A 21,181-nucleotide genomic window follows, 5' to 3' on the forward strand; every position below is an offset into this window, starting at 1 on the left:
AAGGGCGCATATCCCCTCCCCCCGCGCCAGGGGCCCGTGGCAGGGAGCGGTTCGAAGCTGCCGGGCTCTATCCGCGATGACGGAGTTGCGGAACCTCTTCGCCTGTTTTCAATATCCAGGATCGGTCCAGATCGCGGACCGAGCGGCATCCCATCAAAATGAGCGTGCGATGCAAATCCGATCGCAACAGCTCGATGATCTCCCCAACACCCTTTTCTCCAGCCACCGCCAAACCGTAAAGATAGGGGCGGCCCAGGAAGACGCCGGTCGCGCCAAGGCACAGGGCCGTCACAATATCCGCCGCCCGCCTTACCCCGCCATCCAGATAGATTTCGGCCCGACCGCCGATCCTGTCGGAAATGGCCGGCAATGCATCGATCGAGGCCATGGCCCGATCGAGCTGACGCCCGCCATGGTTGGACACGACAATGCCATCGGCGCCGACAAGATCGATCGCCTTTTCCGCGTCATCGGCGTCCAGAATGCCCTTGATGTAGAAGCGTCCCCGCCACTGGTCCCGCATCCATCGCAGGTCGTCCCAGCCCAGATCCTGCTGCATGGCACGCCAAGCCTGCCTTGCCCCAGCCGCCCCGTCGAACCGCAACCGTTCTGCCTCGACATAAGGAACCGGCACATTGCGGCGATGCAGCAGCGCGTTCGCCATCCATCGGGGCCGGCGCGCGATGTCCAGAATACGCGCGGGTGTAAGAACCGTAGGCATGCCTATTCCGGCTCGGCGCTCGCCTTCGCGATTTCCCGGCACGGGCACGTCGACGGTGACGATCAGGGCGCCATAGCCCGCATCGCTCGCGCGCCGCATCAACCAGGACGCCACCGGCCGGTCGGCAAAGGGATAGAGCTGAAACCAGTGGTTGCTCTTCGTGGCCTGCGCGACCTCCTCGATCGAATAGCAGGACGCCGTACTCAGCGCCAGTCGGGTGCCCGCCGCCTCCGCGGCGCGGGCGGCTGCGACATCCCCGCTCCAATGCGAGGCGCCGGCCAGCCCGGTCGGCGCCAGCGCGACCGGAAGGCTGACGTCGACGCCGCACATGATCGTGCCCAAGGATGGCGCCGCCTGTCCTGTCAGACAGCGCTGCCGCAATTTCCAGCGGGTGAAGGCGGCCTCATTGTCGAGCCGCGTCAGATGATCTCCCGCACCGCTTTCCACATATGTCCAGATCATGTCGGGAAGGATGCGGCGCGCCCGCTTCCGGTAATCCTCTATGTTCTGCAGCGCGCTGAAATCCCGCCAAGCATATCGAAACGCCATTGAATCTCCAAATCTGCGCCTGACCGCATCGTCCCCATGCCCGCGCCGGAAGGCCGCCGGGCCGACCTGCCCGGCCTTATCCGGCGGCAGGAAAAACCTTGCCGGGGTTCAGCAGGTTCAGCGGGTCGAGAGCCTGTTTGAGCGACCGCATCAACGCGATTTCCTCCCGGGAGCGCGATCGATCGAGAAATTCCAGCTTGGCCTGCCCGATGCCATGTTCGGCGGCTATCGAACCGCGATATTGACGGATGGCGTCATAGACCAGGCATTCGGTCGCATGCATGACCTGCGGATCATGCAAGGCGGGGTGGCTCACGATCAGGTGCATGTTGCCGTCGCCGCCATGTCCATAGTGCAGGACCACGGCGCCCGGCAGCATCTCGCCCATTTTCGCATCGGTCTGTTCGATGAACCGGTCCATATCGAGCAGCGAAAGACTGATGTCGAAGCCCGCAAAAGGGGAGAGGGCCGCCAGCGGTTCGAGCAGATCTTCCCGCAAGGCCCAGATATTCTGCCTTTCACGCTCCGATTGGGCAATGACGACATCATGGACGAGCCCGCCGTCGAATATGGCCGACAGGACTTCCTCGAACACCTGCCGATCGCGCTCCGGGTGAGAACCCAGCGCTTCGACTATCGCATATAGCCGATATTCCGGCGACATGGGCAAGGGACGGCGGGCCGATTGCGCCTGGCCGATGACGTTGAAAAAATCCCTCCACATCAGTTCGAAGCTGGACAGCCGCCCGTCCAGATCCCGTTGCAACCGGCGAAGCAGCCGGCTTGCCTGCTCGACCGTATCGAACGCCAACAGGGCGGTCTGCGCCGTCGTGGGAAGCGGCCGCAGCCGCAGGACCGCCTGGGTGACGATGGCCAGCGTGCCCTCGCTGCCGATGAAGAGATGCTTCCAGTCATAGCCGGCATTGTCCTTCAGCACCTTGCCCAATCTCGACACCACCGTGCCATCGGCAAGGACCGCTTCCAGCCCCAGCACCATATCGCGCATCATGCCCCAGCGCAGGGTTCTGAGGCCGCCCGCATTGGTCGCTATGTTGCCGCCGATCGTCGCGCTGCCGCGCGATCCGATGTCCAGCGGCATCAGCAGGCCCTTGCCGGCGGCCGCCTCCTGCAAGGACTGGAGAGTGACGCCGGCTTCGGCGGTGATGGTCATGACATCCTCGTCGATCTCAAGGACCCTGTTCATCCGTTCGAGCGACAGGATGATGCCGCCATCCGTGCAGGCCGTGCCGCCGACGCCCCCCGTTCCGCCGCCCAGAACGGTGACCGCGATGCGTGCCTTGCGCGCCGCCTCCATCACCTGCGCCACCTCCCCCGTGCTTCCCGGGCGGACGACGCAGGATGGAGAGCAGGTGTAGAGGCCAAGCAGGTCCGTTCGATAGCGCTGGTCGATTTCATCCCCGGCAAAGCAATGGGCCCTGCCGACGATGGATCGAAGTTCTTCCCTATGATCCATCACGAGAACTGGCTTCCTTTCAGCGAATATTTCCCTGGACTGCGCCAGGGGCGGCTTCCGGGAACTTGCCCCGCAAGCCGCCTCGACCTCAAAAGTTCGCGCCCAGCGTGACGCCATAGGTGCGGGGTGCGGCGGCCGCATATTTGGCGCCGGCCGTCGACCCGGTCGTGGCGATGGTGTAATATTTCTCGCCCGTCAGGTTGTTCGCCCACAACCGCACGTTGAAAGTGCCGCCCGGCGCGGTCCACTGGACCGATCCATTGACGATGTCCGTCCTGGGCTGGCGCGTCAGCGGACTGCTGAAGACGTCATATTCATAATTGCCGCCATGCGCCCAGGATGCCGACAGGTCGAAATCCCCAAGGTCGGTCGGCAGCGTATAGAGAAGCTGAAGATTGCTGGAGAAGGGCGGAGCCTGGATCAGCCTGTTGCCCGATACGTCGCAGCTTCGTTGCGTCGCCGGGGCGGAACCCTGGACCGCGGGATAGGGATTGGGTCCACTACATCTGGCGGGATCATAGGGCGTGGGCGCGTTCGGCGGCAGCAGGAAGAAGGAAGGGGCATTCCGGAAATCCTTGTACCGCCCGTCCAGCAATCCGATGGAGGCGCTGACCGTCAGATTGCGGACCGGGATCGCGGATATTTCGAAGTCGATCCCCTTGATGGTGGCCTTGCTCGCATTGGTGAGGGTCGTTCCCGTCGGCAGGACGATCTGCACCTGAAGGTCTGAATATTCATAGAGGAAGGCTTCAGCATTCACGCGCAGGCGGCGATTGAGGAATTCGGACTTGAAACCTATCGTATAGGCATCCAGCGTCTCCGGATTTACCGGCGGGGGCAGAGTGGTCGTGCCCGCGACGATGCCGGTAAAATTATATATGCCCGATTTGAAGCCCCGATTATACGCAATATAGCCCATGAGATCGTCGGAGAAATGATGATCGATCGAAGCCCGGCCGGTCACGCTGTTGAATGTCTTTGCATCCTCGAACGGGCCGAATGAGACAGCCGCGCCGGTGGCGGGCAGCAATCGGGCAACGGCATCGAGCGACCGGCGGTCCGAAGTATAGCGCAAGCCCAGCGTCAGGTTGGTCCTCGGCAGGATTTCCGTTGTCACCTGCCCGAAGCCGGCGATCGAATTGGTCCGCTGAACCGCGTCGGTATGCGATTTGGAGGTGCCGAACGCCTGCCCCTCATAGGTCGCGTCCATGAAGGACCGGTCATGCAGGTAGAAGGCGCCCAAAATCCATTTGACCGCAGAGCCTTCGGGCGAGAGCAGTTGCACTTCCTGCGTGAACGTGCGCCCGCCCATGGCGAATTCGCGCGTCTGGAAGAAGGGGCTGGGCGATCCGTCGCTGTCGCTGACCACGGGATCGACGACGGTCTTGCTGAATGCGCTTATCAGCACGAGCCGCGCAGATCCGAAATCATGCGTCAACTTGCCGCTCAGGGACCGGGTGGTCGACTTTTGCACGGTGTCGAGATTGGACATGACGTCGTAGAATCCCAGCCCCGCCGCATCCGCGCTGTAACCGTCCCGCGTAAAGGTTCCTGCAATCGAGCGCCCCGGCTGCCCCTGATCGGAACTGCGCCGGTCATAGCTGCCCGCGACCAGCAGCGACGTCTCTTCGCCCATGTTCCAGAGCAGCTTGGCGCGCCCTCCCCAGCCCAACATGCTGTTGGCTTCGTTCCCTGTCGTGCCGTTGACGCCCCAGCCCTCGCGCTGGTCGATGCCCTGCAGGGCGAAATTGATCGCGACGGTGTCGGTAAGACCGGTCGATCCATAGAGCTGGCCAGAGATCGTGTCGTAATTTCCATAGCTGGCGGTCGCGCTGGCGGAGGGGTCGAAGCTTGGGTCTCTGGTGCGGATGTGGATCACGCCGCCCGTCGCATTCCGCCCGAACAAGGTGCCCTGAGGGCCCTTGAGAACCTCGATCGAGCTGATCGAATTGAGCTGGAAGACACCAGCCGAACCGGTCGGCAGATAAACGTCGTCCACGAACAGCGCCACCGCAGGCTCATTGCCGATGGCGACCGAATTGGTGCCCACCCCGCGAAGAAACGGCGTAAGGCCCCAGGCGGAGTGGTTCAGTTGCAGGCCGGGAACCATCTGAGCGATCACGTCCGGCTGGGTGATGCCCAGCTTGATCGCCTGTTCCGACGTGATGGCCGTTACCGAGATCGGGACGTTCTGCAGATTTTCCGACCGGCGTTGCGCCGTGACGACGATGTCGGCAAGGCTTGCCCCCTCTTGCCCCGCCTCGGTCGTCCCCTGCGCCATGGCCGGCATGGCGATCAGGCTGGCGCAGACCAATATTGTCCGGTGGATCGTATTTTTTTTCATGATACCTCCCCTTGTTGATATTCGTCGCGGGCAAGGCCGCGTCTTTTTCGGTGCGTCTATCCGGGTTTAGCCTTGATGGAAGCGGCAGCCGCCGCGGCCGCCTGAAGCGCGAACATCCGATCCATGCCGAAGATCGCCAGCTTTGCTCCGGCATCGCGGGCATGCTGGACCTGCCGGGCGGTGGCGCACACGGCGATGCCGGCAATGGCTGCATCGCGCGCCGCGCGGCAGATCCGGTCCATCGCGGCGGCATGCGCCGGCGACCCCACCGGATGGCCGATCGACACGGCAAGGTCGAACGGTCCCATGCACAGGCCATCGATGCCCGGAACAGCGGCGATCTGCTCCACCATGTCCAGTCCGGCCAGTGTCTCGATCTGAACGATCGCGGCCAGATGATCATTTGCCTGTTCCAGATATGGCTGCAGCGAAGCCCCATAATCGCATGCGCGGACTGCCCCAGCGCCCCGCGCGCCGTCCGGCGGGAAACGGACTTCAGCGACGATCCTTTCGGCCTGGGCGACGCTTTCCACGCGCGGCACGATGACGCCCGCGGCCCCCAGGTCCAGGGCTCTGCCGATGTCCGGACCGATGGCCGCCACGCGGACCAGCGCGGGCAGACCGGCGACGTCGGCGGCGCGGATCAGCGCCTCAAGCTCCGCAATGCCGAACGCGGCATGTTCGGCGTCGAGCACCAGCGCATCGAAGCCGATGCCGCCCAGGGATTCGACCAGCGAAGGAGCAGGCAGGGAGATGAACATGCCGATCAGACCGCCCTGCCTCAATCGATCGCGCATGCGGTGCAGCCTCATGGGATCGAACGCCGGTCCACCGGGTCGGCCATTCGGCCGGCAAAGGTGGAACACAGGGCCGCGAGGAAGGCGGGCATGGCCAGCAGGATGAGCACCAGCCTGAATTCGCCGGTCATATCCTTTGAAATGCCGACGGCGACCGGCGCCACGAAACCGGCAAGATTGCCAAAAGAATTGGTGAGCGCACCCGCTGCTGCGGCTGCCGCGCCAAAGACATGGACCCGCGGAATGGCCCAATAGGATGCCGACGCCATCGAACTCAGCGCAACGCCCAGCGACAGCAGCCACAACCCGGAAAGCGCGCTGTCGTCAAGGAGCAGCGCGCCGGCGATCGTGATCGCTCCCGACGCCAAGCAGGGCAGTATGGCGTGCCAGTAACGCTCGTTGGTCGAGGCTGAATGCCAGGCCCAGAGCGGCGTGAGCAGTGCCGCAAGCACCCATGGCACCGTGCTGAACAACCCGGACTCGAGCGTCGACATGCCGGTCGACCGGATGATCTGGGGGAACCAGAAGATGATGGCCTGGCTGCTCAGCCCTATGCAGAAATATTGCAGGCTGAGCAGGAGCACCTGGGGATGCGTCAATGCGTCCCGCCAGGACCCGGCCTGACGACGGGCGCCGTCCGCCATCAGCCGGGCGGACAGGGCCTTTTTCTGATCGTCGGAAAGCCAGGGCGCGTCGTCGATGCGCTCGGGCAGCGATTTCAGCACCAGAATGGCGACGAGAAACGCCGGCGCGCCTTCGATGATGAACAGCCAGCGCCAATCCACCGCCATCAGGAGACCCGTGGTCAGCGGCGCGCCAATCGCCAGCGACGCTGGCATCATCGCGATCATCAGCCCCATGACCTTCGACATTGCGCGCCGGTCGAACCATTGCGCGAGATAATAGACGATGGCAGGCACGAACCCCGCTTCAGCAATGCCCAGGGCCAGACGAACCGCATAGAAGCTCCGGCATCGGATATGAACCCGGTGGCAATCGCGATAAGGCCCCAGGCGACCAGCAGGGCCGCGATCCACCGGCGCGCGCCTATTCGGGCGAGCAGCAGGTTGGCGGGTACGCCGGCGAAGAAGAAGCCGATGTAGAAAAGGCCCGCCCCCATCCCGTAAGCCGATGCCGACAGGCCGATATCCGCGCGCATGTTGAGGGCGGCGATGCCCACATTGGTGCGATCGACGATATTCACGAAAACGCACAGCGCCAGCGTAGGCAGAATATGCCGCGCCGCGAGATCGACCGGAGATTTCTCCAACTCGCCCCTCCTGTTTATATTTGTACGCATGCATATCTTATTAACTGTAGACTGTCGACAGTTTTTTGCTTTTTCAAATGCTGAGAAGACGAAATCCGAAACATCCGATAATATCATTTTACTTCAATAAATTACTATCAAAGAGCGCTGATTCCGAGCCGGGCGGCGTCGCAAGCCGGAAAAGCATAGCTGAGGGATTTCAGCCCCAATTTCCCCGATTCGATATGCAAGCATATGACATGACAATGATCCGTCCATCGTCAGGCCAGGGCCTGGCTGGCCGTTCGACCTTGAACAGGACAAGGACCTTATCTTACAGCCAGCACCTCAATGTGAGACGATCGGATGGAAATCGTCATAAAGGCGGTGGAACGGCAATGGCACGCGCGAGCACTGATGACATGAATTTCACCGCGGTTCGAACCAGCTCGATCGTCAGCGAGGTATATGCCCAGATCAGGGAAAAGCTGCTGTCAGGGGAATTCCTCGCCGGGCAACCGTTGCGGGAGTCCGTGCTCGCGACGAGGATGGCCGTCAGCCGCGCCCCCGTGCGCGAAGCGCTTCGGTTGCTCGAACAATCCGGACTGATCGTGAAGGCGCATAATCGATCCTATGTCGTTGCTCCGTCCGCGCCGGGCGACATGCCCGAACTGGCCGCGCTTCGGGCGGCTGACGAGATATTGGCCATTCGCATCCTCGTGCAGCGCAAGACCGATCTCGGTCCGCTAGCCGCCGTGGTGGATGGAATGCGGGCGGCGCAGGCCAATTCCGATGTGGAAACCATCTCCGCGCTGGACATCGAATTCCATATGACGCTGGTCCGGCTCACCGGACTTCCGCGATTGATCTCACGCTACGACCAACTGAGAGATCAAATTCGGTTCGCCATGCTCTCGGTCGAGGATTTGCACGGCCGTGTCTTGCAGGACCAGGCGGTCATGCATGAGGAATTGCTGACGGCATTGCTGAACGCCCAGCAAAGCGGCCGCGCCGCCGACCTTCTGCGCCTGTGGGAAGAACATGTCTTCTTTTCCATGAACCCGGCAGATCACATCATTCCCTTGCACGATGACGACCCGGCCTGAGCGCCGGATCGAACAAAGGGCATCGAACGCCATGGGAAACCTATCTCCTCCGCCGCGTTCCTTCATCACGAAGGAGACCTGTCATGTTGAGGACTTTGGCATTGCTCGGCGTCGCGGCCTTGGCCGGGCGGCAACTCTTGAAAGGCGGACGCCCAACCTGGTCCACGCCCGTTACAGGAAACCGGGATTCAGCAGCGGAGCATGATGGACAGACCGCAGCGCATCGGCAACGGGCCGACGCCCCCGGCGAAGTGGGACATCGCCCGGTCGATCTGGAAGGTCCCGAACATCCCGACGGATCGCAACGCGCGGACGAACATTACCGGCCCGACATTCATGCAACCGTCGCTCCGGAGGACAAGGAAAGCCTGCGTCCCGTCACCCTGAAATCGGCGCGAGGCCCAACTGACGCCTAGAGCCAATCGACATTCAGAAAGATGACGAGCCGAGCCGAAGGCCACCGAAGGTAAAATGGTGGTTTTCCGTGACCCGGAGCGCAGCCTACTCAAAGTAGGTGAGCACCGGAAGCACGGAAAAGCGTCATTTGCAGGCCGTCAGGGCTGAATGTCGATGGCTCTAGCTTTTCGGCGGGACGCAGCGACCCTCGCTCCCGCGCACCGGCTTTGCCGGACATGCCAGCGATCCGGCTGCGAAGCGCAGGGATTTATCATCATTCGTCATTCGACATCATGCGGACCAGCACCCGCCGGTTGAGAGGATCGGCAGCGCCTCCCTCGGACCGGTGCGCGAGCGTGCGCTCCCCCGCTCCGGAGACCTGGAGGTTCGACAGGGGCACCCCCATCGCCACCAAATCCCTGGCCACGGCATCCGCCCGCATCAGGCTCAGCCGGTCATTATAGGCATCCGGTCCCGCGCTGTCGGTAAAACCCGTCACCGACAGCTTTTGGATGCTTCGCTCATTCCCCTGTAGGAATGCGGTCAGTTCGCGATGCGCGTCTTCGCGCACATCGGCCTTGTCGAAATCGAAATAGACCGTGAGCGTCGGCAGCTTCCGCACCGTAACCGGGCCTTGCGGATCGCTGGCCAGCGGTTGCGGCGGCGCGTAGACCATGTCCCGGCACGCCTTGTCGCTCCAGGCCATTTTTTCGAGGCGCATCCTGCGGTCCCAATGCAATTGCAGGCGGCAAATCCGATATTCCGTTCCAGAACCGGTATAGAAATCAAGGATATAGTTCCAGCGCCGCTCACCGATCAAACCCTCATGGAAATGGGGCACGCCCAGCAAGGCATAGACCTGCCGCTTGGTCATGCCGGGCGTTAACAGGCGCGGCGTCTGGGGCAACAGAAACACACCCTCGCGGCGGGTGGCGCGACCGGGATCGGGGAAATCCGACAAGGGCGCGATGTCCGGCAGAAAGTCCGGCTCGGCCGCCGCCGCGGGCGACGGACACAGGACCAGTGCCAGCAGGGCCAGATACCGGCGCCTTTCAGAACGCGATGCCCATGCCGGCATTGGCGCCTCCCTGATTGCGGCTGTTATAGGTTGCGGACGCCCGCATGATGAAACGGCCATTATCCGACACCTTCGATATTCCCATGGCGACCGCATGTTCGCCCTGCCACGTGCTGACGCCCAGGCCCAGGGTGCCGCCGCCGGCCTCGGAAAATTGCGGTATGCCAGCCATCGCCATGGACGCAGCGATGCCGCCCTCCGCATCGCGGCGCAAATTGCGCAGGCCGCTGTCGAACAGATTGAAGCGCACATCCGTATAGGCGTTGGCGGCATCCACCGCCTGCCCCATTCCGCCTTGCAGCTGGCGCAGATTGACCGCGTCGGTCGGCGCGATGCCGTCGGCGACATGGGTGATCTGCCGCTCCGCCCCAGCGCTGCCGACCGACACCGTATTGGCCCGGTCGGCGACAGAAGCATAGCCAAGCGCGACGCTGCCCGGCGCAATCGCCTGCGCCTGCGTGCCCAGCGCCAGGCTGCCGCTGCCGGACGCCACGGCGCCTGCCCCCGCGGCCAGCGTGTCCGCGCCGCTCGCAACGGGCTTGGCATGGCCGGAGCTGTTGTTGACCTGGAGATACCCTGCCCTTGCTTCCTGAAGGTCGGCGATGGCGGTCACATTATAGGCCAGTTGCACATTGGTCGCGTAGAGTTGCGCGCCATTGACCGCCTCGGCCGATGCCGCGCTCAGTTCGCCTGCGGCAACGCCGCCGATCTTCTGGTCGACGCCGCCGCGCGCGGCATTATAGGCCTGGATCGCCGGATCATAGGGCAGCGCGTCCTGCGCCGCACCGCCACCGCCGCTGCCGCTGCCGCTCCCCGAACTGCTCAACTGCGACAGGTTGACCGCGTCGCTGCTCGTGGTGCCGGCGGCCAGATTGGTGATGGCCGTGCCGCCTGCGCCGCCGAGGAGGATGGAGGATTTCGTCCCATCCTGATATTTGACGGCCAGATCGTTCAATATCGCAAGATCATAGCCTAGCTGGACGATGGCCGCGCTGTTCTGGGCCACAAGGTCGTTCGTCGCCTGCAATTGCGAGCCGTTGACCGCATCGGTGCTGGTGGCGTTCACCGCTCCCGCGCTAAGGTTGGTGATGCCGGTGCCGGTCGCGCCCTGCAGCGTGACCATCGACCGCGCGCTGCCGTCATATTGCACCGCGTTGCCGGCCAGGGTGCCCAGCGCGTCGTTGACGGCCTGCAATTGCGCGACATTGACGCCGTCGGTCGGATTCGCCCCGGCCGCGAGCCCGGTCAGGCGGCGGCCGCCGATATTCACCTCCGCGCTGGCAGTGCCGCCGACCAGATAGGCGGGCAGGTTCAGGCTGAGGCCGTTGGCGACCGATCCCGCACCCAATGCCACGCTGCGCATGTGGGTGGCAGATGCCCCCGCGCCGATCGCCACCGCCTCATAGGCGCCCGTGGCCGTGCTGGCGAGGTTGCCGATGGCGATGGCATCCAGCTCGCCCGCGCTGGCTTCAAGACCCGGCGTACCCAGACCGGTGATCTTGTTGCCGCCAAAGGAAATGCCCCTGGGCGTAAGAAGGCTGAAACTGTCGGAGGTCGTTTCGCAACTCGGGTCGGAGAGCAGGTCGACGGCATTGCCGTTGATGTCGAGCACATTCAGATTGATCGGCGCGCCCGACGCCGCATTGGACAATGCGGCGTTGATGCCGAGGTCGACCGATCCGAAGGTCAGGATGCTCAGCGTCGATTCCACCGGCGCCAGAACGGGCGTGATGACATCGCCGATGGTCTGCGTCAGCACCGATTTGGGAAGGCTGACGCCGGAGCAGGCGCTGACCACATTGGCTCGGGCGGTCACGCCCGACCCCGCGCCTGCCAGCAGCAAAGCGCCCGTCAGCCATCGCATGGCCTTCCTGCCTCGCCCCTTCGCCGGGTTCGCTATTCCGGCAGTCCCGGATGAATATCGCGATGCGTCGCGCCTCATGGATCCGTCCCCTGAACGGGTGCCCCCCACGCGCCCGTCCAGCGGTAGCGCAAGCCCGGCATCCCACGTCCCCGGACGGAAGATGGAAGCGCCACGGCTAAGGGCGCGCGAAGGCGAAGACAGGGAATTTTACGCAATATATGTATCGGCACGGCCCGCCGGATTTTTCCCTTCCCCGACCCCGTCCATATTCGTCCGGCAACACAATGGGTTGAGGAAGCATTTGATCGGCGGCAGCGCACTCGTTACGATTCCGTTTTAATGACAGGCCCGATATTGTACGCATTATGCGGACACTGACGGGATGATGGGAAAAGGGGAGCAAGCCGGTGGATGATTTACCGCCCGGTCAGGTCGTCACGGCCACGGCGCTGATTCGGCATTTCGCCGTGCATTCCCGACAGGCAATGGGCGAACCCATCCATATCATGAACCATGGCCATGTCGGCCTGACGCTCCTTGCGACGGACCTGTTCCAGCGTCTGGCCAGTGGCCGGCAATGCTCCAGCGGACCGGATCATCCGGAAACGCAACTGGACATCCTGCTGGACATGATCCCCACGCAGGTGATCCTGACGGATCGGGATCTTAAACTCTCCCGAATCAATCTGGCCGCCCGCCGCCGCTTTGGCGTCAGCGAGAAGCAGGTGCTGGGAGTCCCCCTGGCGCAGATGCTGGCGGGCTCCGACTCCCATTCCCTGTTGCGGGCGCTTGAACGCGTGCGCGACACGGGCATTCCGGAAGCGTTCGAGCAGAACGCCGCCGGGCCGCCGCCGCTCGTCCATCGCGTCCAGGCTGCGGCCTTTCCGGGCGGTTTTGCCGTGCTTGCCGACGAAATCGCGGATCGCGTGACCCTGCGCGCCCAGGATGCGCGGATCGCCGCCTATGAGGATCTGATCGACCGGCTGCCCGGACTGGCCCGCGGAACCTTCAATGTCCGGGCCATCGTCACCGATATTTCGCCCGCGCTCGCGGAGCTGGTCGGGACGGAGAAGAGCCGGATCGTCGGCACCCGATTTGCGACCCTGTTCGGGGCTTCCAACCGCGGCACGATCAGCGATGCCGTGGAAGAGTTGCTGACCGTGGGGAAACCGTTCGGCATGGCGGCGGCATTGGTGGGCGGCCGTCCCGACGGCCAGACCGTCTGGGTCAATGCCGCGCCGCTCTTGTCCGCCGACGGGCAGGCGGGCGGCGTCTTCATGATGGGAACGAAGCCGGTCGGCATCAGTAGCTGATGGTGACGATCAGGCTGTCGGCATAGGCCCCCGCCTGCGGCCATTGTCCCGCCGCGATGCGGCCATAGACGGACACGGTCTGGCTGAAGGACAGCAGCCCGTTCAACGAGGCGGTGACCGTGCCGGTCCCCGACGATCCGGTTCCCCAGACGGTCGTGCGGCTGGCATTTGTATAGAGGTTGTAGTTGAGCCGTGCGCCACCCTGCGTCATCTGGCGCGCCAGCGCATCGCCCGACGAGCCCGGGCTGATCGCGATGTCGATGGTCCCCGCCAGCGAGACCAGGCCCGTGCAACTGAGCGTCACGCTGCCCGCGGCGTCCTTGGGCGCGGGCGAAGTGGGATCGTAGCCGCCAAAGCCGATCCCCGTCGTCGACGCCGAACAACTGCACAGGGTGCAGCCCCATGCCGGCGTCGCCAGCCCCATGCCGGCCAGCGCGGCCAGAACGAATCCCGCAGCTTTCATCGCTTCCCCTCCCGATCCGGCACACAGCGTACCGGCCCCATCCGTGCCGCACCGGCGTTGCCCGGCAGGGCCGGGACGATCGCGCGGCAGGCGACCGCCGGGCCGGTCAGCAGGATTTCCTGCCCTTCATGCGCGTCGGCCAGATACACTTCGCCGCCATGTCCGGAAATGCCGGGTGCCGCTCCCTCCATGGTGACGGTCAGTCCTTCCGCAATGGCCGCGCCGCCGCCGTCGACCAGCCGCAAGGTGACGGGGTGAGCGGCCGCACCCCCAAAACCGATCCTCACCGCCTGCCGGTATCCCGGAACCGCGACCTGCTCCGCCGATGTCACGACGGTGTCGATCGGCAGGGCATCCAGGTCGATCGCGATCCGGTTGGCCGCATAGGGCTGCAACCCCGTGACGATCGCGGGCCTGCCCGGTTCCGCCTTGCGCGCGACCGGCCGGTTTTCGAAGAAGACCGTCACGTCCTGATCGGCGGCCACATCCACCACGGCAAAGGCGTAATCGAGCTGCGGTGTCGCGATGATCCGCCCCCCTACCCGCAGCAACGCCCCGCGGGCCTGGAACCGCATCCCTTCCATTTCCCCCATGCGCGACGCCGACAGATCGACATCGCCGGCCGCCGTGCGCCATGTCACGCCGCCTTCCATCTGTACCGGCGCATCCGCCTGACGCGACGCCAGGAAGCGATAGCCCCACCCCGCGTCCGGCGGCGGGTTCTGGCTGAAGCTGGCGGCGGTGCGGCCTCCCTCCACGAACAGGCCCGCGCTCGACCGCGCGCCGAGGGGAAGGGTCAGCGATCCGAAAAGGCCGTTGGTCCGGCTGTCCGAAAAGCGCGTCCGCCGCGCGCCCAGCGTGACCCAGGCCGCCCCCAGGCTGGCCGCATAGGAAAGGGAGCCGGTGGAGAAACGGTCGCCTTCGCCGCCCTCACTGTCGAGATAATGGGCATTGACGGTGCCACGCCCGCCAAGGGCCAGGCTTCCCGCCACGACCCATTCCCGGCGGCCGGCGGGCACTGGATCATCCTCCCCGACCTGCGTGAAATGCGCATCTTCCTGCATGTAGCTGGCGGTCACGGAATAGCGGGCCGTGATCCGCTGCACCTGCGCGCGCCACAGGAAACCATCACCCGAACGGCCATGCGACCCCGCCGCCGCCAACGATATTTCGCCCCAGGAAGACAGAAGCGCGCCAAATCCCAGCCCGGCCATCTGCCCATCCTCGCTTGCCTCCATACGGCCGGAAAGCGTCAGGCCGTCGCCCAGCCCATGCCGCCAGAAACCGGCGGCGAAGGGAGCCCCATAGGAAAAGCTGCGCGCACCGAAGTCCCTGCGCAAAAACCCTGCCTCCAGCGAAAAATCGTCCAGCCCTTCCCGCAACAGCCGCGGACTGGTGTAGAAGCTTTGCGTGACGGTGCGGGCGGCGCCATTGGCGTCCCTGATCGTCATCGTCACTTCGCCCGCGCCGGTAAAGACGGGCTGATAATCGATTTTGAAATCGCCGGGCTGAACCGCCATGCTCTGGCGGCTGCTGGCCGCCGCAAGGTCCACGACCGAGGGCAAGGCGGCGGAGCCGGAAAGCCGGGGCACCGGATAGGTGACGGCTTCCGGCGTCAACGAGAAATCGGTCCCCAGCCTCACCCCGGCGAACCGGACCGGCCGGTTCCAGTCGGCGCCGCGCGTCAATGTGTCGCCCAGGACCAGCCGCAAACGCCGATCCTGAAAATCGCGGATGACATTGCTGTCGAGACGAACCGCCCCCGGCCCGCCGCCGCCCTGCTGCACCAGGGCGGTGATGCCGGCGACGCCCCAGCCGCCCGACATCCCGGCATCCAGCAGGGCGGAAGCGGCCCAGCCGCCGCCCCAGCGCGCGACCGACAGATCATAGCCGGCAAATTGCACCGGCACCGCTTCCATCACCGGCCCGCCGCGCTGTTCCGGGCCGATATGGGCGGTCGGGAAGAAGGACGGCCCGGCGTCGATCAGCAGGGTTCCGCCCGAACCGTCGAGTTTCACCGAAAGGCCGGGCAGCCCGTCCAGCAAGGCATAGTCGCAGCCGCTCACCTCCATTTGCCGAAGCGGCGCGGGCAACCGCAAACCCCATTGGCTCAGCATGTCCTGCCGGACGAACAGGCGGCCCGCGCTCAGCACGACAAGGCCCGTCTCTTCAAGCGGCTGGCCATTGATGACGACTCCCACGGGCATGGGGCGCGGACTGCCGTCCGGCTCGACCGCCACCGGAACGGCGAGTGCCAACGGAAGATCGGACGCCGCCGCCGGTTGCGCCAGCGACAGCCATAGCAGGACCGATGCCCTGCCCGGCCGCCAGCCGGCCCGCCCTGCGCCGGACAATGCAGCAGCGAGCGGCATCGATCATCCACCCTCACCGCTCGGCGACGGCGGTTGACGCGGCGAGTGGGCCAGTGGCCGTCTCCACCTGCACTCCGCTGATCGCATCGCTATCCGGGGATTCAAGCGGCAGGTCGATGCGCCCGCCCGCCAGCAGGTAGAAACCACGGTCGAGCCGCGTGACTTTCCCGCCAGCCCCGGCAGGCGTCATGTCGATCGCCGTGACCTGGACATGCCGGTCGCCCTGGTTGAACAGAATGAGCGTCCGCCGTCCATCCGCACCCTTTCCGACCGACCAGCGAAGCAGGGGCGCCGCGCCGGACGGCGCGCGGAATATCGGCATGCTGATGCGAAGCAACGTCCGCACGGTACCGGGAGCAACCGTCGCCATCGGCAATTCATCGATGATCAGGCGGTAGCTCTCTTCACGCGACCCGCTGCGCGCCGGCAGGCTGCACCGGACCAGCCGGCTCGACCCGCCGGGAATGCTGAGAATGGAGGGATTGACGACCGGCCCCCCGTCCGGGTCCAGCAGGTCGATGCCGTTCGCATCCTTGCGCCAGCCAAAACCCCTGACCTGGACAGTCGCGGGCGCCTTGTCATCATTGGCGATGGTCAGGCTGCAAAACTGTTTCTCGGCCGCCATTTCGATCCGCACCGGCAGGATGCGCAGCGCGCCCGCATTCGCCGACGGCGCGATCCCCCAGAACAGGGCGCTGACCATCACCGCCAGAACCCGTCCGGTTCCTGCGCCATGCCGCCTGATTGTCATGACCGGACCTGCCTTCAGTAGCTGACGGTGATCGTCACCGTGTCGGTGTAGCTGCCGGCGGCCACGCTCTGCTGGGCGGGGATGCGGCCATAAACGGTGAACGCCGCCGGCAGGATCGTCGACGCGGTCTGGGCGACCGTGTCCGACCCCACCGAGTTGCCCCAGTTCGTGCTGCGTCCCGAATTGCTGTAGAGCGCGTAGCCGAGCGGATTGGCGCCGCTCAGCATCTTTCGGGTCGATACCGTCGCTCCGACGGCGCTTCCGGCGTTCAATCCTATGTTGAACAATGTGCCCGGCGTGCAGGTGACATTGATCGTGCTGGTCGCATCGGTCGGAGACGCCGATGTCGGATCATAGCTGCCAAACGCCATGTTCGTCGCCGACACCAGGCAGACGTTCAATACCGTGGCTGACACGCCCATCGTCGTTGTGGCATCCGTTGCCATCGCCGCATTCGGCAAGAGACCCAAAAGGAACAACGCACAATATTTGCGCATGACGTTTCCCCCTCCGGTGATTTCGACACCTATTGATCTGAACCAATATTGGAGCAGGAAAGGTTAGAGAAACGTTAGCAGTGTTTACTGTTTCCGATGCAAAGGAGATTATATTCACTTCCGATCACAATTTGCGGGATGGATATATAACTTTCGAAATATCGAAGAAGACCGATTATCTTTATTTGAATGTCAGGAATTGGCTTCCGCGCGACCTGACGCCGCGGTCAGGGTTGTCCCGGCCGCTTCCCATGTTGCCGATCGGCACGCAACAACCACCAAAGAATGGCGGCCACGAACGACCAGCACTCGCAAGTCGATCTATGGCGCAGGCCGCAGGGATGGACCTCCACCGCATCCTGCGGCGATTTCCGAAAGGCCGGAAAGGGAATGTGCGGACGCAGGGGGCGGGTGATGCGTCGGTCAAGCAACATGGCGTCGTGCCCCTGCAATATCGTCATAGGCCGCAAACAGCCGGTCGAAATGGTCGTCCATGGTCATGACGGCCGGCGCAGACTCCAGCGCCGCCCGGCGCCGCGCCACCGCATCGGCGCGCGCGAATTTCGCGATCACGCCGGCCAGACTGTCCGCCTGTCCCGCGCGATAGAGCAGTCCGCCGCCGCTGCGCGCCTGATCGGACGCGCCGCCTTCGTCGGGCACGATGACCGGCAGGCCGCTGGCGCGCGCTTCGGCCGCGACCATGCAGAAGGTCTCCGCCTCGCAGCCATGGACAAGCGCGTCGGCGCTGGCGAGCAGTTCGGCCAGCGCCGGGCGGGAATGCATCGGCGCCAGCAGCTGGATGTGCGGATTATGGGCCGACGCCCGGCGCACCCGCCCTCTCTCCCGCCCGTCACCGACCAGCACCAGACCGACCGGCGTCGAAAAGCCCGCCGACGTCACCGCATCGATTACCATCGGCCAGCGCTTTTCCGGGGCGTGACGGCCAACACCCAGCAGCAGCGTCGCCTCCGGCCCCAGCCCGCAGCGCTCCAGCAGGCGGGCGCGCAGCCCCTCATGCCGATGCGCGGGGCTGAAATGCCCCGGCTCGACGCCCATGGGCAGCGTCATCACCCGCCGGAGCCGTCCCGCCTCCAGCCGGCGCGACAGGCTGTCGCTGGCGCTGACCACCAGATCGAACCGCTCGTCCAGCCGGCGCAGGTGGCGCCAGAACCAGTCGAACCCCCGGTCGATCGCCTCGCGGCTCAGCACCGATCCGAACCAGCGATAGGCATAGGCCGACAGCGGATCGGCGTGCATGATGAGCGCGCGCGGCGCGCCGCCCCGCCACCGCGCCACCATCGCCGCGCTGGCCCAGGGCGAGGATGCCTCGACCAGATCGGGCTGCAACCGGTCGAGCATGGCATGGAGCGACGCTTCGTCGTCGAAATAGGAATAGCGCCGGTCCAGCGGAAAGCGGCGCGCGGGCAGCATGACGATCCTGCCGCCGCCCGCCTCCACCACCCGATCGCTGTCGGACGGCGCGAGGATGATGACCTCATGCCCGGCCAGCGCCCCGGCGCGCAGCTTGCGCTCGACATAGGTTTTCACCCCGCCGCCGCTGGGCGCGTAGAAGGCGCAGACGTCGACGATGCGCATGGCCTATTTCTCCACCGGGCCGAAGGACAGCAGCCCCCGGCGATAATTGACGATGATGCCGATATGGGCGGGGCCGCTGCCGACGACCGCCCTGGCGGCGGCGGCGGACGGTCTGGACCAGCCCAGCTTCGGATTGCCGGGAAAGCCGATCCCGTCGACCGAAAGCGAGAAGCGGCGGTTGGCGTCGCGGTCGTGCAGCAGGCTGAGCGCATAGGTGCCGGGACCGGGCGCGCGGATGCAGAGCTGCACGGGCCCGGTGGCCGGGACCGCCACCTCCACCCGGCGGAAGGGCTTGCCGGCCGCGACCAGCAGATTGTCGTCGGCCAGGAAGTCCGCGTCGTCCGCGGGGTACAGTTCCAGCTTCAGCCGTCCCTTGCGGTCCTTGAGGCCGTTGACGTCGACCAGAAAGGCCGGGCCCTTTTCATCCACCCGGCACTGGCCCTCCGCCTTGCCAAGGTCGTGGGTGGAGGGGATGGCGGCGGCGAGCAGCAGCGTCGCGATCATTGCACCTCGCTCTCCTTCATGAGGCCCGTCGCGCCCAGCGCCATGCCGACCAGCAGATGCGCCACCAGGATGAGCGAGGCCATCAACGCCATCGCCGACACGATCTCGCTGTCGCGCCCGATCAGGAAGGCGGCCATGCCTGCGAACACCACATCCTTGTTCGGCAGGAAGGGCAGGCGGGATACCAGTTGGCGCAGCGTGCCGAGCAGGATCCACCAGCTGAGTTCGATGTCGGGCAGCAGCATGTGCCACATCATCGCCGCCAGCACCGTGGTCGCGACGATGCGGGCCAGATGGATGCCCGCAACGACCCGCAATTCCGCGCGCGGCAGGGTGAACAGCCGCCTGCGCAGCAGCATCGCCACCAGCGATGTCGCCAGCACGAACAGGATCGACCCGCCCACTTCCCAACTGTTGAGCCGCGCGTCCACCGCCCCCAGCAGCGGCACGGCGAAGGCGACCATGACCAATGTGACGCCGTTGCCGACCAGCGCGGAAAGGATCGTCACATCCTTGATCGCGCCGAACGGCGCGGTCGTGATCTTCCCGCTGCGCCGCGCCCAGGCGTAGAAATAGACTTCGCCGAGATAGCCGAGCAGTATCTCGTTGCTGACCAGCTTGCGCAGCAGCGCTGCGAAGCCGTCCGCCGGGATCGCCCAGAGCCGGCGGAAGATCACCCATTCGGAAAGCGGCCCGGCCAGATAGTAAAGTGCGAACGCCGCCCAGAAGGCGATGCTGCCGGGCAGCATCGCCCACAGGCTGGACGGGTCGATTCCGTGGAACTGGTGCAGCGCGACGACCAGGATCAGCACCGACACCAGCGGCCCGGCCCAGCGGGTCCAGTTGCGGCCCGACTGGATCAGCGGCTTGGGGTCGAGCACCGGCGGCTCGAGCGGCACGACGGGGGGAGGAAGCAGGCCGGTGGAGCTGTTGCCGGTCATAAGGGGCTCGTCATTGTGGACGGGATGGGTTGACGACACGCAACGAGGAACGCCTCAGTCGGTCGCGCGGCAATTCGGGCGAAGCTGTCCAGATAGGCGGGGGCAGCCGCCTCCAGCGTGAAGCGCCGCGCCTGGGCCAGACTGGCGGCGGCATGCTGGAGCCCCGGCGCGTCGGCCAGGACCCTTGCGAAGGCGGCAAGATCACCTGCCGGCACCAGCCTCCCCAACGCGCCGTCGCCCAACAAGGACCGCATCGCGGCGCTGCACTCCGTCGCGATGACCGGCAGGCCGACCGCCAGCGCTTCCAGCACCACGGCGGGAACTCCTTCATAATCGGACGAGAGGAGGAAGGCGTCGGCCTGCCCGATCCTCAGGGCGGGATCGGGAACATGGCCCATGAAGCAAAGGCGGCCGGCAATGCCAAGCCGGCGAGACCGCGCGGCGAGCCTGCCGCGTTCCGGGCCCTCGCCGAAGATCAGCAGACGATCGTCGGGGCCCGCGGCCCGCGCGAAGGCGTCCAGCATCAACCCGAAATTCTTCTGTCGCGCCAGCCGGCCGATGGCGACGAACCAGCGCCCCTTGCCCGCCCTCTTCCGCCGGACGGCGCGCAGCCGGTCGATCTGGTCCAGCGACAGCGCCGGATCGGGGATGATGCTGATCGCCCCGGCCCCCGGCCGGACGAGCGCGGCAATCTCGCGCTCCAGCCCCGGCGCCATGGCGACGAAATGATCGATGAACCGCCCCTGGATGCGCAGCCACAGCCGGTAGGCGGTACGCACCGGCCAGACCATGTCCCGCCGCTCCAGGTCATTGCTGATCTTCGCCAGGACGGGCGGGCAACGGCGTCCCAGCAGCAGCTTCATCGCCACGGCGACCACCGCATAGCTGTTGCCCGCGCAGAACATCGCGTCCGGCCGCGTCCGGCGGATGAAGCCCGGCAATGTCATAATCATCCACAGGGTCTCGAACCCGGCAACGGAAAAGCCCGGCCCGCGCGGCACATGAGGGTCAAGGTCACGGCCCAGTTCAGCGCCCATCGCGCCATCGCCGCGTCCCAGGAACAGTGGCGCGTCGATGCCCTGGTCCCGCCAGCGGCACACCAGCCGCAGCGCGACCCGCTCGACGCCGCCCGGCTCGAAACTGTGGAGGAAGGTCAGGATACGCAT

At 65.3% G+C, this 21,181-nt stretch carries 19 protein-coding genes; 3 read left to right on the plus strand and 16 right to left on the minus strand.

What is annotated here, in order from left to right:
* Nucleotides 1-67: 67 nt before the first annotated feature.
* The 6 genes from EWH10_RS05755 to EWH10_RS21945 form a co-directional block, all read right to left on the minus strand.
* A complete protein-coding gene (locus tag EWH10_RS05755; RefSeq protein ID WP_065846804.1) occupies nt 68-1,270 on the minus strand; it encodes an alpha-hydroxy acid oxidase in 1,203 nt (400 codons plus the stop codon).
* Nucleotides 1,271-1,346: 76 nt separating this feature from the next.
* Nucleotides 1,347-2,744: an FAD-binding oxidoreductase gene (locus EWH10_RS05760; protein ID WP_044661706.1), complete on the minus strand. Its 1,398-nt coding sequence runs from the start codon at nt 2,742-2,744 to the stop codon at nt 1,347-1,349.
* Nucleotides 2,745-2,832: 88 nt separating this feature from the next.
* Nucleotides 2,833-5,088, minus strand: coding sequence for a TonB-dependent receptor (locus EWH10_RS05765; protein WP_065846805.1), 2,256 nt, complete (start codon nt 5,086-5,088; stop codon nt 2,833-2,835).
* 56 nt (nt 5,089-5,144) lie between these two features.
* Nucleotides 5,145-5,885: an HpcH/HpaI aldolase family protein gene (locus EWH10_RS05770; protein ID WP_065846807.1), complete on the minus strand. Its 741-nt coding sequence runs from the start codon at nt 5,883-5,885 to the stop codon at nt 5,145-5,147.
* An 11-nt stretch (nt 5,886-5,896) separates the two neighbouring features.
* Entirely contained in the window at nt 5,897-6,805 is a 909-nt protein-coding gene (locus EWH10_RS05775; RefSeq protein WP_229742458.1) for an MFS transporter, read from the minus strand.
* Nucleotides 6,736-7,272 carry an MFS transporter gene (locus EWH10_RS21945; protein WP_229742460.1) on the minus strand — a complete coding sequence of 179 codons (537 nt, stop codon included), beginning with the start codon at nt 7,270-7,272 and terminating at the stop codon, nt 6,736-6,738. Before EWH10_RS21945 ends, EWH10_RS05775 begins: the two co-directional genes overlap by 70 nt.
* A 122-nt stretch (nt 7,273-7,394) precedes the next feature.
* Between EWH10_RS21945 and EWH10_RS05780 the strand changes: the two genes are divergently transcribed.
* On the plus strand, nt 7,395-8,240 hold the full coding sequence (locus tag EWH10_RS05780; protein WP_165363322.1) for a GntR family transcriptional regulator: 846 nt from the start codon (nt 7,395-7,397) through the stop codon (nt 8,238-8,240).
* A gap of 83 nt (nt 8,241-8,323) precedes the next feature.
* Nucleotides 8,324-8,656: a hypothetical protein gene (locus tag EWH10_RS05785; protein ID WP_130029846.1), complete on the plus strand. Its 333-nt coding sequence runs from the start codon at nt 8,324-8,326 to the stop codon at nt 8,654-8,656.
* A 254-nt stretch (nt 8,657-8,910) separates the two neighbouring features.
* Here EWH10_RS05785 and EWH10_RS05790 read toward each other — a convergent pair whose 3' ends face one another.
* Together EWH10_RS05790 and EWH10_RS05795 are read right to left on the minus strand one after the other, a co-directional pair.
* Nucleotides 8,911-9,714, minus strand: a complete 804-nt coding sequence (locus EWH10_RS05790; protein ID WP_044661702.1) for an OmpA family protein — start codon at nt 9,712-9,714, stop codon at nt 8,911-8,913.
* Entirely contained in the window at nt 9,689-11,578 is a 1,890-nt protein-coding gene (locus EWH10_RS05795; protein WP_044661701.1) for a YadA family autotransporter adhesin, read from the minus strand. The genes EWH10_RS05790 and EWH10_RS05795 overlap by 26 nt, the downstream gene beginning before the upstream one ends.
* Nucleotides 11,579-11,985: 407 nt before the next feature.
* Here EWH10_RS05795 and EWH10_RS05800 point away from each other — a divergent pair, with 407 nt between their 5' ends.
* The gene (locus tag EWH10_RS05800) at nt 11,986-12,891 is read left to right on the plus strand and encodes a PAS domain-containing protein (protein ID WP_044661700.1); all 906 of its coding nucleotides are present in this window, start codon (nt 11,986-11,988) and stop codon (nt 12,889-12,891) included.
* Here the strand turns inward: EWH10_RS05800 and EWH10_RS05805 are convergent.
* From EWH10_RS05805 to EWH10_RS05840, 8 genes are all read right to left on the minus strand, one after another.
* Entirely contained in the window at nt 12,881-13,354 is a 474-nt protein-coding gene (locus tag EWH10_RS05805) for a Csu type fimbrial protein (RefSeq protein ID WP_025547243.1), read from the minus strand. The two genes, EWH10_RS05800 and EWH10_RS05805, sit on opposite strands and share 11 nt — an antisense overlap.
* Complete coding sequence (locus EWH10_RS05810) at nt 13,351-15,726, minus strand: fimbria/pilus outer membrane usher protein (RefSeq protein ID WP_052628213.1); 2,376 nt, start codon at nt 15,724-15,726, stop codon at nt 13,351-13,353. The genes EWH10_RS05805 and EWH10_RS05810 overlap by 4 nt, the downstream gene beginning before the upstream one ends.
* 13 nt (nt 15,727-15,739) lie before the next feature.
* Entirely contained in the window at nt 15,740-16,477 is a 738-nt protein-coding gene (locus tag EWH10_RS05815) for a fimbrial biogenesis chaperone (RefSeq protein WP_083199139.1), read from the minus strand.
* Nucleotides 16,478-16,491: 14 nt separating this feature from the next.
* Entirely contained in the window at nt 16,492-16,923 is a 432-nt protein-coding gene (locus EWH10_RS05820) for a Csu type fimbrial protein (RefSeq protein ID WP_226869815.1), read from the minus strand.
* 474 nt (nt 16,924-17,397) lie between these two features.
* Nucleotides 17,398-18,570 (minus strand): glycosyltransferase, encoded by a 1,173-nt coding sequence (locus EWH10_RS05825; protein ID WP_044661698.1) that lies wholly within the window; start codon nt 18,568-18,570, stop codon nt 17,398-17,400.
* 3 nt (nt 18,571-18,573) lie between these two features.
* Nucleotides 18,574-19,074, minus strand: coding sequence for a DUF2141 domain-containing protein (locus EWH10_RS05830; RefSeq protein ID WP_044661697.1), 501 nt, complete (start codon nt 19,072-19,074; stop codon nt 18,574-18,576).
* Entirely contained in the window at nt 19,071-20,015 is a 945-nt protein-coding gene (locus EWH10_RS05835; RefSeq protein WP_044661696.1) for a hypothetical protein, read from the minus strand. The genes EWH10_RS05830 and EWH10_RS05835 overlap by 4 nt, the downstream gene beginning before the upstream one ends.
* Nucleotides 20,012-21,181, minus strand: coding sequence for a glycosyltransferase (locus EWH10_RS05840; protein ID WP_044663052.1), 1,170 nt, complete (start codon nt 21,179-21,181; stop codon nt 20,012-20,014). Before EWH10_RS05840 ends, EWH10_RS05835 begins: the two co-directional genes overlap by 4 nt.

This window comes from Sphingobium fuliginis, assembly GCF_004152845.1.
GTDB lineage: Bacteria > Pseudomonadota > Alphaproteobacteria > Sphingomonadales > Sphingomonadaceae > Sphingobium > Sphingobium fuliginis.